At 72.8% G+C, this 12,037-nt stretch carries 14 protein-coding genes; 9 read left to right on the forward strand and 5 right to left on the reverse strand.

Annotated features, from left to right (window positions below; genetic code table 11):
- Nucleotides 1-32 precede the first annotated feature (32 nt).
- The 6 genes from ACSQ2D_RS02305 to ACSQ2D_RS02330 all read left to right on the forward strand — a co-directional run bounded on the left by ACSQ2D_RS02305 (nucleotide 33) and on the right by ACSQ2D_RS02330 (nucleotide 5,498).
- A complete protein-coding gene (locus ACSQ2D_RS02305; RefSeq protein WP_435984410.1) occupies nucleotides 33-698 on the forward strand; it encodes a ceramidase domain-containing protein in 666 nt (221 codons plus the stop codon).
- The gene (locus ACSQ2D_RS02310; protein WP_435984411.1) at nucleotides 695-1,093 is read left to right on the forward strand and encodes an ankyrin repeat domain-containing protein; all 399 of its coding nucleotides are present in this window, start codon (nucleotides 695-697) and stop codon (nucleotides 1,091-1,093) included. The genes ACSQ2D_RS02305 and ACSQ2D_RS02310 overlap by 4 nt, the downstream gene beginning before the upstream one ends.
- Complete coding sequence (locus ACSQ2D_RS02315; RefSeq protein ID WP_435984412.1) at nucleotides 1,090-1,338, forward strand: hypothetical protein; 249 nt, start codon at nucleotides 1,090-1,092, stop codon at nucleotides 1,336-1,338. Before ACSQ2D_RS02310 ends, ACSQ2D_RS02315 begins: the two co-directional genes overlap by 4 nt.
- 62 nt (nucleotides 1,339-1,400) lie before the next feature.
- Nucleotides 1,401-4,205 (forward strand): alpha/beta fold hydrolase, encoded by a 2,805-nt coding sequence (locus tag ACSQ2D_RS02320; RefSeq protein WP_435984413.1) that lies wholly within the window; start codon nucleotides 1,401-1,403, stop codon nucleotides 4,203-4,205.
- Nucleotides 4,202-5,125, forward strand: a complete 924-nt coding sequence (locus tag ACSQ2D_RS02325; RefSeq protein ID WP_435984414.1) for an ABC transporter permease subunit — start codon at nucleotides 4,202-4,204, stop codon at nucleotides 5,123-5,125. Before ACSQ2D_RS02320 ends, ACSQ2D_RS02325 begins: the two co-directional genes overlap by 4 nt.
- Before the next feature lie 76 nt (nucleotides 5,126-5,201).
- Nucleotides 5,202-5,498 (forward strand): hypothetical protein, encoded by a 297-nt coding sequence (locus ACSQ2D_RS02330; RefSeq protein ID WP_435984415.1) that lies wholly within the window; start codon nucleotides 5,202-5,204, stop codon nucleotides 5,496-5,498.
- 43 nt (nucleotides 5,499-5,541) lie between these two features.
- Here the strand turns inward: ACSQ2D_RS02330 and ACSQ2D_RS02335 are convergent, their stop codons facing one another.
- From ACSQ2D_RS02335 to ACSQ2D_RS02345, 3 genes are read right to left on the reverse strand one after another with little or no spacing between them, the layout of a single operon-like run.
- Nucleotides 5,542-6,414, reverse strand: a complete 873-nt coding sequence (locus ACSQ2D_RS02335) for an LLM class F420-dependent oxidoreductase (protein ID WP_435984416.1) — start codon at nucleotides 6,412-6,414, stop codon at nucleotides 5,542-5,544.
- A 36-nt stretch (nucleotides 6,415-6,450) separates the two neighbouring features.
- Complete coding sequence (locus ACSQ2D_RS02340) at nucleotides 6,451-6,984, reverse strand: phosphoribosyltransferase (RefSeq protein ID WP_435984417.1); 534 nt, start codon at nucleotides 6,982-6,984, stop codon at nucleotides 6,451-6,453.
- Nucleotides 6,985-7,021: 37 nt separating this feature from the next.
- A complete protein-coding gene (locus tag ACSQ2D_RS02345; protein ID WP_435984418.1) occupies nucleotides 7,022-7,468 on the reverse strand; it encodes a hypothetical protein in 447 nt (148 codons plus the stop codon).
- A gap of 64 nt (nucleotides 7,469-7,532) precedes the next feature.
- On the opposite strand from ACSQ2D_RS02345, the gene ACSQ2D_RS02350 reads away from it, so the two are divergent.
- Nucleotides 7,533-8,771, forward strand: coding sequence for an aminotransferase class I/II-fold pyridoxal phosphate-dependent enzyme (locus ACSQ2D_RS02350; RefSeq protein ID WP_435984419.1), 1,239 nt, complete (start codon nucleotides 7,533-7,535; stop codon nucleotides 8,769-8,771).
- An 83-nt stretch (nucleotides 8,772-8,854) separates the two neighbouring features.
- On the opposite strand, the gene ACSQ2D_RS02355 is transcribed toward ACSQ2D_RS02350, so the two are convergent.
- Nucleotides 8,855-9,202 (reverse strand): hypothetical protein, encoded by a 348-nt coding sequence (locus ACSQ2D_RS02355; protein ID WP_435984420.1) that lies wholly within the window; start codon nucleotides 9,200-9,202, stop codon nucleotides 8,855-8,857.
- A gap of 116 nt (nucleotides 9,203-9,318) precedes the next feature.
- Here ACSQ2D_RS02355 and ACSQ2D_RS02360 point away from each other — a divergent pair, with 116 nt between their 5' ends.
- Complete coding sequence (locus tag ACSQ2D_RS02360) at nucleotides 9,319-10,080, forward strand: DUF5995 family protein (RefSeq protein ID WP_435984421.1); 762 nt, start codon at nucleotides 9,319-9,321, stop codon at nucleotides 10,078-10,080.
- Between the two features lie 19 nt (nucleotides 10,081-10,099).
- Here ACSQ2D_RS02360 and ACSQ2D_RS02365 read toward each other — a convergent pair whose 3' ends face one another.
- Nucleotides 10,100-11,386: an MFS transporter gene (locus ACSQ2D_RS02365; protein ID WP_435984422.1), complete on the reverse strand. Its 1,287-nt coding sequence runs from the start codon at nucleotides 11,384-11,386 to the stop codon at nucleotides 10,100-10,102.
- Between the two features lie 134 nt (nucleotides 11,387-11,520).
- Between ACSQ2D_RS02365 and ACSQ2D_RS02370 the strand changes: the two genes are divergently transcribed.
- The gene (locus tag ACSQ2D_RS02370) at nucleotides 11,521-12,033 is read left to right on the forward strand and encodes a MarR family winged helix-turn-helix transcriptional regulator (protein WP_435984423.1); all 513 of its coding nucleotides are present in this window, start codon (nucleotides 11,521-11,523) and stop codon (nucleotides 12,031-12,033) included.
- The last annotated feature ends 4 nt before the right edge of the window (nucleotides 12,034-12,037 follow it).

The raw sequence follows: 12,037 nt of genomic DNA on the forward strand, positions 1-12,037 counted from the left end.
TAACACGGGCGGCCTGGGGCTACGGTCGCGGCATGCCCGCTGACGGCGCGACGTGCCTCGCGACCCGCTGCTTCTGCGAGCTCGTCCGTCCCGACGGGATCGCCCAGCCGGCCAACGCATGGTCGTCGCTCGCGTTCGTCGTGGCCGGGGTCGCGGCGGCCGTGCTCGTGCGTCCCGACGCCCGTCCCGAGCGGGTCCTCGTGCCGCTCCTCGGGGTGGCCCTCGTCGCCGTCGGGGTCGGCAGCTTCGCCTTCCACGCGACCCTGACGCTGTGGGGCCAGTTCGCTGACGTCCTCCCGATGTATGCCGTCGGCGTCGTCCTGCTCGCCGGTGCCCTCGTGCGCCGGGGTCGGGTCACGCCGCGCGTGGCTGTCGTCGGCGGCGTCGCCCTCCTCGTCGTCCTCGGCGTCCTGCTCTGGCTGTGGCCCGAGTCGCGGCGGGTGCTCTTCGCCGCCGTCCTGCTGCCCGGCATCGTCCTCGAGCTCGTGGCCGCCCGGGGTCGTGACGGTGGCGCGCCTTGGCTGCACGTCGGGCTGGGACTGCTCGTGACGGCATACGCCCTCTGGCTGCTCGACCAGGCGGGTCTGCTCTGCGACCCGACGAGCCGGCTCCAGGGACACGCCGCGTGGCACGTCCTCGGCGCCGCAGCCGGGTGGTGCCTCGCCCGGCACTGGGCGACCCGTAGGTTGGTGGCATGACCGAGTCGCCGCTCACACCGGAGCAGCTGGAGCAGATCGTCGCGGTCGCGATGGACATGGCCCGCGACGGGCGCACGAGCGACCTCGTCGAGTTCCTCGACCACGGCTTCCCGCTCGACCAGCAGGACCCCGCCGGCAACACGCTCGTCATGCTCGCGGCCTACCACGGCCACCTCGACACGGTCGCGACCCTCGTCGACCGGGGCGCCGACGTCGACTGCCGCAACGACCGCGACCAGTCACCGGTGGCCGGGGCGATGTTCAAGGGCGAGGACGAGGTCGTCCGGGCGCTCGTCGCTGCGGGCGCCGACCTCGACGCCGGCTCGCCCACCGCGCGGGCCACGGCCCAGATGTTCGGGCAGCAGCATCTCATCGACGGAGAGGACCGGGCGTGAGCGACCCGCAGGACACCGGGGCGCGCTCGCGCTTCGTCATCAACCTCGTCGGGGTGGTCGGCATCGTCTTCGGCGTGCTGCCGATCGTGCGCTACCTGCTCGAACTGTCGTTCTTCGAGTTCACCGTCGCGCCGTACGAGTGGCTGCAGCTCGAGGGGGCCGCGCGGTTCCTGCCCCCGGGGATGGTGCTCGTCGTGTGCATCGTGCTCGCCTACGTCCTCGAGCAGCGCCTCTCGCGCGACTGACCGAGGCCCAACCCTCGACGGTCGGTGACCGTTCAACGACCATCGCGTGATGTGATGTGGGCATGTCGGTCCGGGCCTCCCTCCTCGCCGCGCTCGTCCTCGGGTCGAGCCTGACGGTCGCGCCCGCCCCGGCCGCACTCGCTGCCGAGGTGTCTCCGGAGGTCACGACGGTGCCCGTCGGCGCCGAGCCCGACGGCACGGCCGTGCGCCTCGACGTCTCCGTGTGGCCCCAGGCGAGCGGCAAGCACCCGGTCGTCCTGCTCGCCCACGGCTTCGGGGGCACCAAGGACTCGGTGACGAGCCAGGCGAACGACCTGCACGACCGCGGCTACGTCGTCGTCGCGTGGAGCGCCCGAGGCCACGGCCAGTCGGGCGGTCGCATCCACCTCAACGACCCGGCCTACGAGATCGCCGACGCGAGAGCGCTGCTCGACCTCGCGGCCAAGCGGCCGGACGTCGAGCTCGACGGCCCCGGCGACCCGCGCGCGGGGGTCATGGGCGCGTCGTACGGTGGCGCGCTCGGCCTCATGCTCGCCGGCTCCGACCGCCGGGTCGACGGCGTCGTCTCGGCCATCACGTGGAACGACCTCGCCGACGCCTTCTTCCCCCAGGCCGCGGTGACGAAGCCGGCGACCACGGCCGCGGGCCGGTCCCCGATCGACGTCGCGGGACCCTTCAAGCAGGTCTGGGCGACGAACTTCTTCCTCTCGGCCCTGCGCGGCAGCCAGGACGAGGGCGAGGGCGCGGTTGCCGGCACCGACCGCTGCGGCCGCTTCGACCCGACGATCTGCCGCCTCTTCGTCCAGGCCTCCGAGACCGGGACCGCCTCACCGCAGCTGACGACGCTGCTGCGCGCGCACAGCCCGAAGCCGACGATGAACGCCGTCACCGCACCGACCTTCCTCGTGCAGGGGGTCGGCGACTCCCTCTTCGGCCTCGACCAGGCCGACGCCAACGCGTCGGCGCTCGCCGCCTCCGGCACGCCGTATGCCGTCCGGTGGAGCGACGGGGGCCACGACGCCCCGAGCACGCACGAGGCGGAGGAGGTCGAGGCCTCCTACACGTGGCTCGACCACTACGTCCGCGACAAGGGCGCGAGCGGATCGGCCTTGCCGACAGCGGCGTTCACGTACGGCACTCCCGCCGGTCGGGCAGGCCAGCCGACGACGCTCCACACCCTCCCGGCATACCCGGGTCTATCGGGAGCGGCGCTCCGCACCCGCGAGCTGCCCCTGACGACGACCTCCGGGAGCCTGCTCCACCCGCCCGGTGGGCAGCCGGCCTCGCTCATCGCCGTCCCCGGCCTCGCCGCGCTGGGTGTCAGCCTCTCGACCTACCAGATCGCGGCGCTGCCGGGTCAGTCGACGGCCCTCGACACCCAGCCCATCGCCGAGGCCGCGACCGTCGTCGGGTCGCCGACGATGCGCGTCACCGTCACGTCCGACACCTCCGACGTCACGCTCTTCGCGTCGGTGTGGCGCGTCACCGGTGGCTCGGTGACCCTGACCAACCCGCTCGTCGCGCCCGTGCGGCTCACCGTGACACCCGGCCGGCCCACGCCCGTGACGATCTCGCTGCCCGCCGCGACCTACGACCTGCCCGCCGGCACCCGGTGGCGCGTCCTGCTGACGAGCACCGAGTCGACCTACTCCAACTCGCGCACCCCGAGCGGCATCCGCATCTCGGGGGCCTCCGCCCTGACGCTGCCCGTCGCGGCCGGTGCCGCCGTCGACGGCGCCGTCGCCGGCGGTGTCGACACCGAGACCCTCCTCGCCTCCGGCGCCCTCGCGGTCCTGCTCCTCGCGGCGCTCGCCGGCTGGCTCGTGCGCCGTCGCCGCCGGATGCACCTGCCGGCGCGGCCCGACCTCGCCGACGTCCCGCTCGTCGTCGAGGGCCTCGTCAAGACGTATGCCGACGGGCACCGCGCCGTGGACGACGTCTCGTGGCGCGCCGAGAAGGGCCAGGTCGTCGGGCTGCTCGGGCCCAACGGTGCCGGCAAGACGACGACCATGCGGATGGTCATGGGGCTCATCTCCTCCGACGCGGGGAGCGTCCACGTGCTCGGTGAGCCCGTCTCGGCCGGCTCGCGGGTGCTCGGCCGGGTCGGCGCGCTCATCGAGGGCCCCGGCTTCCTGCCGCACCTCACCGGCCGCCAGAACCTCGACGCCTACTGGTCCGCGACGGGCCGGGCCCCCGAGGACGCCCACATCGACGAGGCGCTCGACGTCGCGGCCCTCGGCGGCGCCGTCGACCGGCCGGTCAAGTCCTACAGCCACGGCATGAAGCAGCGGCTCGGCATCGCCCAGGCCATGCTCGGCCTGCCCGAGCTGCTCATCCTCGACGAGCCGACCAACGGGCTCGACCCGCCCCAGATCGCGGCGATGCGCCCGATCCTGCGCCGCTACGCCGAGACCGGGCGCACCGTCGTCGTCTCGAGCCACCTGCTCGCCGAGGTCGAGATGACGTGCACGCACGTCGTCGTCATGCACGCCGGCCGGGTCATCACGCAGGGGCCGGTCGCCGAGCTCGTCGACAGCGACGACACCACGGTCCTCGACCTGCCCGAGCACGTCGCGCACGAGGTCATCGCCGCCGGCGTGCACGCCCTCGAGGCGGCCGACGGCATCACCGAGGTGCGCGTCGACACCCCGACCCGCGTCGTCGTCGTCGCCGAGCGCGGCCGAGCCGAGGTCGTCGCCGCAGCGGTCACCGCCGGGCTGCCCGTGGTCGGCGTCAGTGGGCGCCGCCACCTCGAGGAGGTCTTCCTCGGGGTCATCTCGGCGGCATCCGGACCCGCAGCGGGCGGCGAGCCCGGAGACGAGGGCGCCTCCCTCGTCGAGCGACTGAGGCAGGTGAGGGCGCGATGAGCGACAACCCCGGAGCGAGCCCCGGAGACGCGCTGCTCGACGCGATGGAGCCGGCACCGGCCACGTCGGGTGCAGCGAGCGGCGAGATCCACCAGGTGCGGGACCCCCTCTCGTGGCGGTCCGAGCTGCGCCGGCAGTGGGGACGGCGGCGCACGATCTGGGCGTTCGGCCTGCTCCTCGCGCTGCCCCTCGTCCTCGTCGGGTCCTTCGCCTTCGGCGAGCGGTCCAGCAACAGCCGCGGCGGCGCGTCGACCCGGATCTTCGACCTCGCCCAGAGCGGGGCCGCGAACTTCAGCCTCGTCCTCGTCTTCCTCGCCTCCGAGCTGCTGCTCGTGCTGCTCGCCGCGCTCTTCTGCGGCGACGCCGTGCCGTCGGAGGCGTCGTGGTCGTCGTTGCGCTACCTGCTCATCGCGCCGGTCCAGCGGGCCCGGCTGCTGACGAGCAAGCTCGTCATCGGGATCGCCTCGACCCTGCTCGCGACGGTGCTGCTGCCCGCGTGGGGTCTGCTCGTCGGTGGCATCGCCTACGGCTGGGACCCGCTGACCAACCCGCTCGGCGAGAACCTCACGTGGGGCCAGTTCCTGCCCCGGCTCGCGCTCGCGATGGCCTACATCTTCGTGACGCTGCTGCCCATCGCGGCCATCGCCTTCTGGATCGGGACGCGCTCCGACGCCCCGCTCGCGGCGGTCGGCGGCGCCGTGCTCGTCAGCATCCTGCTCAACATCCTCGACCAGCTCGACGCGCTCGACCCCTACCGCAACGCCTTCCCCGGCCACTACTCGCGGGCCTGGCAGGACGCCCTCGCCGTGACCCCGGACTACACCGACATGGTCCACGGCGCTTTGTGGGCGCTCGTGTGGGCCGTCGCCTTCACGATGCTCGCCTACCGCCGCTTCCGCCGCAGCGACATCCTCAGCTGAGCCCATCCGACCCCAGCCGCGTGCGCACGTGAACAAACCAGTCGTGGGGAACGTGTTACCTGGGTAACTTGGTCCCATGAGTTCAGTGGTGAAGGTGGAACGGGTCCAGCTGGGGGTCCGGATGGAGAAGGACCTCGTCAAGGTGCTCAAGGGCTTGGCGGAGTTCAACGACGAGACCCTCGGCGAGCTGCTCGAGCGGATCGTGCTGCACTCCTTCGAGCCGGTGAAGGGCGACGAAGGGGAGTCATGCGCCAGCCCGCACAGCCGACGCCAGCTGCAGGCCATCGGCGACCTGCGCGTCGTCTACGGGCTGACCGACGACGTGCACGCCACCCGCTCCTACGAGCGCGACCCTGCGCTCGCGGCCGGCTGATCGAGCTCCACGGCGCGACCGTGGCGACGGAGGTCCGCCCGGTTCAGAGCTTCGCGGCCTCGGGGATGATCCGCTCGCCGATGAGCTCGAGCACGTCGGTCTTCGAGCCGTCACCGATGCCCATCTGCACGTGGGTCACACCGAGCCCGGCGAGGTCGCGGAGGTGCTCGAGCGTCGCGTCGACGTTCTCCCCGTTCGGGCCCGGGTCGACCGGTCCCATGACGGTCTTCTCGATCTCGTCGTAGTCGCGACCGAGGGCCTCGCAGTGACCACGCAGCACCTCGAGCTTGTGGGCGAGGTCGGGGCTGTCGAAGAGGTTGCAGGCCTGGGCGTACTGCGCGACCATCCGCAGCGTCTTCTTCTCGCCGCCACCGCCGATGAGGATCGGCGGGTGCGGGCGCTGCACGGACTGCGGGGAGTTGAGGGTGCTGCCGAGCCGGTAGTGCTTGCCGGCATACGGCTCGACGCTGTCGCCCCACATCTGGAGGCAGATCTGCAGCGTCTCCTCGAGGCGCTCGAAGCGCTCGGCGGTGGCCGGGAAGGGCAGGCCGAGACCGACGCACTCCTCCTCGTTCCACGCGGCGCCGATGCCGAGCATGGCGCGGCCCTTCGACAGCACGTCGAGGGTCGTGACCTCTTTGGCGAGCAGCCCCGGCTCCCGGTAGACGGCGGCCGTGACCCACGCGAGCAGCTGGACCTTCTCGGTGACCGCGGCGAGGAAGCCGAGGGCCGTGTAGGCCTCGAGCATCTCGTGCTCCTTGGGCCCGACCATGCCGATCTGCCAGACGTGGTCCATGACCGAGAGCTTGGTGAAGCCGACGTCCTCCGCGGTCCGCGCGGTGCGGACGAGGTCGTCGACGAAGGTGGAGGAGCCGCCGCTCCACGTGAAGTTGGCGAGGTGCAGTCCGAGATGCATCCTGCGACACTACGTCCGCTCGCTGGGAGCGGACCCTCAGTGGGCGTCCGGATCCGCCGTGACCTGGGAGCCGGACACGGGCGGCTCGGCCGACCACGGGAAGACGATCCACCGGTCGGTCTGGCGCCACACGTAGTCGGGGGCCACGACCGAGCCCGGCTTGCCGTAGAGCACCGCGCTGCGCGCCTCGGCCCCGTGCTCCTGGAGCAGGTCGAGCACGAGGGCGAGGGTGCGGCCCGAGTCGGCGACGTCGTCGACGACGAGGATCCGTCGGCCCTTGAGGCTGTCGGTGTCGAGGTGGGGCGCGAGCAGGACGGGGTCGGGCAGGGTCTCCTCGACGTCGGTGTAGAACTCGACGTTGATGGCGTCGGTCAGCTTGACCCCGAGCGCGTAGGACAGCCCGCCCCCGGGGATGAGCCCACCCCGCGCCACCGCGACGAGGACCTCCGGCCGGAAGCTCGAGTCGGCGACGAGGGTCGCGAGCTCGCGGACCGCGACCCCGAAGCCCTCCCACGTCAGGACCTCCTTGTCGACGAGCGTGGAGGCGTCTGCGTGGTAGGCGATCGTCATGCGCAGCAGGTTAGCCACGTCGCGTGAACGCCGTGTTTCACGTGTCGAGGGTTCCGGTGCCGGGAGCCTCGGTGCTCGCCTCGGGGCGGCGCACCGGCTCGTCGAGGGCCCGCAGCAGGGCCGCCTCGAAGGCCGCGACCGAGCCACCGGCGGCCTCGAGGGCGGACGCGTCGAGCACCGGGACGAGCACGCCACCGCGGCGGACCAGGACGACGGGAGAGCCGGACCCGGCCACGGCCGACGCCACTTCGTCGTCCATCTCGTCGAGGTGCACCAGCCGGACGGGCCGGGGGAGCCGAGCCACGAGCGCATCCCACTCGGGCTTGCGTCGGACGGTGGCGTGGGTGATGTCGCAGAGCGCGCAGTGCGCGGTGCCCCGCAGCCGGCCGTACGCGTACCGCAGCTCACCGAGAAGGCTCCCCTCGGCGTGGTAGACGCCGACGACCTCGCCCTCGTGCGGTCCGGTCGGGTGGGGCTGGCGCACCGTGGCCTCCTCGCGGTCGGGGTCGTGGTGGCGCCACCGTACCTCGCGCCGGCGGCGGGGGCCGATGCGCGAGACTGGCCGGGTGACCACCGACCCGAACCGCGAGACCCGACCGCTCCAGCCCTCCCGGCGCTCGCAGGTGCCGCCCTTCGAGGTCATGGACGTGCTCGACCGGGTCGCCGTGCTGCGGGCACAGGGTCGCGACGTCGTGTCCCTCTGCGCCGGAGAGCCGTCCGGGGGTGCGCCGAGCCTCGTGTCGGAGGCGGCGGCGCGGATCCACGGCTCGGGGCGCGCCCTGACCTACACGTCGGCGCTGGGCATCCGGGAGCTGCGCTCCGAGATCGCCGCGCACTACGGCCGGTGGTACGGCCTCGACGTCGACCCCGCCCGGGTCGCGATCACGACGGGCTCGTCGGGCGGCTTCGTCCTCGCCTTCCTCGCCGCCTTCGAGGCGGGGGACCGGGTCGCTCTCGCGCGGCCGGGCTACCCGGCCTACCGCAACATCCTCACCTCGCTCGGGTGCGAGGTCGTCGAGATCGACTGCGGCCCCGAGACCCGCTACCAGCCGACGCCCGAGCTGCTCGACGCCGCCCAGGTCGACGGTGCGCTCGCCGGGCTCATCGTCGCCTCGCCCGCCAACCCGACCGGCACGATGGTCGACCGCGCCGAGCTCGCCGCCGTCACCGACTGGTGCGCCGCCCACGGCGTGCGCCTCGTCAGCGACGAGATCTACCACGGCGTCACCTACCCCGAGCCCGGTGCCGCGGACCCGCGCGGCGTCTGCGCCTGGGAGACCGACGACGCCTCCCTCGTCATCTCCTCCTTCAGCAAGTACTGGGGCATGACCGGCTGGCGCCTCGGTTGGATGCTGCTGCCCGACGACCTCGTGCGCCCCGTCGACGCGCTCGCCGGCAACGTCGCGCTGTGCCCACCGGCACCGGCGCAGTATGCCGCCGTGTCGGCCTTCGCGGAGGAGTCCTACCGCGAGTGCGACGAGGCGGTCGCCGAGTTCGCGCGGACGCGGAAGCTGTTGCTGGACAACGCGCCCCGGCTCGGCTGGGGTGAGTCCGCGCCGCCGGACGGCGCGTTCTACTACTGGGCCGACCTCGGGCCGCAGCTCGCCCGGTGGGGCGGCTCGGCGGCATACGCCAGCGCCCTGCTCGAGGAGGTCGGCGTCGCCATCACGCCCGGCGGCGACTTCGACGACCGGGCCGGCGGGCACTCGGTGCGCCTCAGCTTCGCCGCCGGCGCGACCGCGGTCGGCGAGGCGATCGAGCGGATCGAGGCCTTCAACGCGCGCTGAGCCGCTGACCGGAGAGCGAGTCCGCCCGCGTCGAAGCCCCCGACCTCGCGGGGGCCTCGACCATCCTCACCCCTTTCAGGTCGTCAGAGGATGAGCACCACCGCAGCGATGACCGCTCCGGCCAGGCTCAGCGTGCTGAGCACGAAACTCATCACGGCGCCTGCGGTCCAGTAACCGGACCGGTCGCGGACACTCGCACCCAGCAGGCCGAAGCCTGCCGCGAGCAGCACCCCACCGGCGATCCAGCTGCCGAGGTACCAGGCCTCGGTCAGGCCCGCCAGGACCCAGCCTGCCGGCACGAAGTATGCGTACGCGCCGAAGGCTGCGACCAGGAGGCCGATGGTGATGAGCGTGTAGTCCAACGTGCGGTTGCGGAACAACCGCGGAAGACGCTCGGTCCCCACACTGTGCTTCTCAAGGAGCTGTGACATTGTCCTCACCTCCTCTCCATCCCTCACCTCCAGCGTTGCTCTCGCCCCCCGTGGGCGCCAGAGGCCTTGGTCCTGTCTCTGCCACACGGGACGCGCCGAGCCGCTAGCGTCGGCGCATGGGGTGGCTCTCCGGCGCAGTGGCGTGGGTCCGCTCGCGGATCGGTGGTCAGCCGCGCCCCGAGCCGCCGGCGCCCGGCCAGCTGGCGTCGGTCGACGCGGTCGTCGAGCGGATGCGCGAGATCGACCGGGCCCTGCCCGGGAGCGACGGCGTCGCGGCCTTCAACCGGATGTACCTCCGCGTCACCGAGCTCGTGCGCGACCGGCTCGTCGAGGGGTGGTTCGGCAACCCGGCCTTCGTGACGCGGCTCGACCTCGTCTTCGCCGGTCTCTACCTCGACGCCGTGGGCGCCGGCACCCCCGACGCGTCGTGGCAGCCGCTCTTCTCGTCCCGGCTCGAGCCCGGGCGGGTGCCGATCCAGTTCGCGCTCGCCGGGATGAACGCCCACATCAACCACGACCTCCCGCTGGCCGTCGTCACGACGTGTCGTCAGCTGGGCCTGACGCCCGACAGCCCCGGCGTCGAGGCCGACTACCACCGCGTCAACGACCTGCTCGCTGCGGTGCAGGAGGACGCCCGCCGGTCCTTCCTCGACGGCATCGCCCTCGCCGTCGACGAGCAGTACGCCGGCCCCGTCGCGAACCTCGTCAGCGGCTGGAGCATCTCGCGTGCCCGCGACGCCGCCTGGACGAACGCCCGCGTGCTGTGGTCGCTCGAGGGTGTCGAGCCGCTCCGGACCGACTTCCTCGCGACGCTGTCGCGCACCGTCGGGATGGCCGGGCGCTACCTGCTGACGCCGGTCGCCGACCTCGCCCCCTGAGGGAGCGAGGCCGGCGAGGTCAGGCCGCGAGAGCCGCGGTCGCCGGCTCGAGCGGACCGTCGGCCGCCGCCCGCTGCGCCGCGACCCGGCGCTCCTCGACGCGGCGGTCACGCAGCGCGGCCCGCAGGCGCCAGGCGCCGTAGACGGCGACGAGGCTGATGACCAGGTGCAGGCCGAGGAAGCCGTTGGCGAGCCCCATGCCGAGCAGGGCGCCGGCGACGAGCGGTCCGACGGCCGAGAAGGTCGTCTGGATCGCCGTGAACGTGCCGAGCGTCGTGCCGACGAGCCCACGGGGGGCGAGGCTCGCGGTGAGCGGGTTGAGCACCGGGGCGTACATCGTCTCGCCGACGGCGAAGATGCCGAACGTCGTGACGAAGAGGGCCGAGGCGACCTCCGGGGTCAGCTGGGCGACCGAGAGGACGACCCACGACAGCGTCCAGATGGCGCCGACGACCATGAGCAGGCTGGCTGCGTTGCGCCGCGCGGTGACGCGGACGACGACGACCTGGAGCGCGACGATGACGACGCAGTTGACGGCGGCGGCGAGGCCGATGGCGGACTCGTCGACGTCGAGGACGGTGAGGGCGTACGCCGGCAGGCCGGACTCGAACTGCGCGTAGAAGCCGAGGGCCAGGGCCACCGCGACGACCGCGGTCCAGCGCAGGGCGGGCACGGCGAAGATGCGGCGCAGGGCCTCCATCGTGCTGAGGCGCGTCTCGGCCTCACCGGCGGCGAGGTCGGGGGCGACCTCGCTCGGGGCACCGATGCCGGCGACGTGGATGAGGACGGCCGAGATGGCGAAGCCGGCGCCCGCGGCGACGAAGGCGAACGTCATGCCGTCGGTGCGCGAGAGGTCGACGAACTGGCCGGCGACGAAGGCGCCCACGGCCATGCCGATGGCCTCCGCCGTGAACTTGTAGGCGAAGACCTTGCGGCGGTCGTCGCTCCCGGCCCAGCGCAGCACGAGCACCGACGCGGCGGGGCCGGCCGCGGTCAGGCCGAAGCCGAAGACGAACATGCCGACGAGGAAGGCCGGGGCCGACTCGGCCCAGACGAGGCTGCCGACGCCGACGGCGGCGAGCAGCTTGGCCACGACGGCGACGGTCACCGGGTTGAAGCGGTCGCTGAGGCGCCCGGCGAAGGGCGCGGCGACGAGCGCGCCGACCGAGAAGAGCGTGCTGGCCAGGGCGGCCGCGAGGGCCCCCCAGCCGCGGGTGTTGGCCGCATACGCGTACTGGTAGGGCAGCACGGTGCCCCATCCGAGCATGCCGATGGACGACGCGAGGATGAGCAGCTTGGTGCGCATGGGTTTCACACCCTTTCGGAGGACGGGGAGGCGGACTTCGGGAGTCAACGCAGCTTCGGTATCGAATATTTCGTCATCGAAGTTCGATTTCGAAAGAGTAGCACCACCCCGCACGGGTGCGACAATGCCTTTCCATGGCAGCGAAGCGACGGCAGACCGCCCAGCAGGAGCACGCCGCGGACGTCGCGACCTATGTCGCCGCGGGCGGCGAGGAGTCGGTGCAGCGCGTCATCACCGCGGTGTTCTCGGTGACGAAGAAGCTCGACCAGTGGTACGTCCGGCAGTTCGCCGACCTCGACCTGACCCAGGGCGAGTGGTCGGTGCTCGCCTCCCTCGCCCGCGCGGGCGACACGTGCCTCACCCCGAGCCAGCTCGCCGACCTGTCCAACGTCGCGCCCTCGTCGATGACGCACCGCCTCGACAAGATGGCCGGCCGCGGCCTGCTCCAGCGCCGGCCCGACGAGTCCAACCGCACCCGGACCCTCGTCTCGCTGACCACGGACGGGTGGGCCCTCTTCAGCGCCGCGGTCCGCGAGTCCAACGTCGTCGAGAGCGACACGCTGCGCGGCCTGTCCGACGCCGAGCGGCACGAGCTGGCCCGGCTGCTCGAGATCGTCATCGCGGGCCTCGACGACATCGACGCCTGACCCG

This window comes from Terrabacter sp. LjRoot27 (genome assembly GCF_964254175.1).
Taxonomy (GTDB): Bacteria; Actinomycetota; Actinomycetes; order Actinomycetales; family Dermatophilaceae; genus Terrabacter.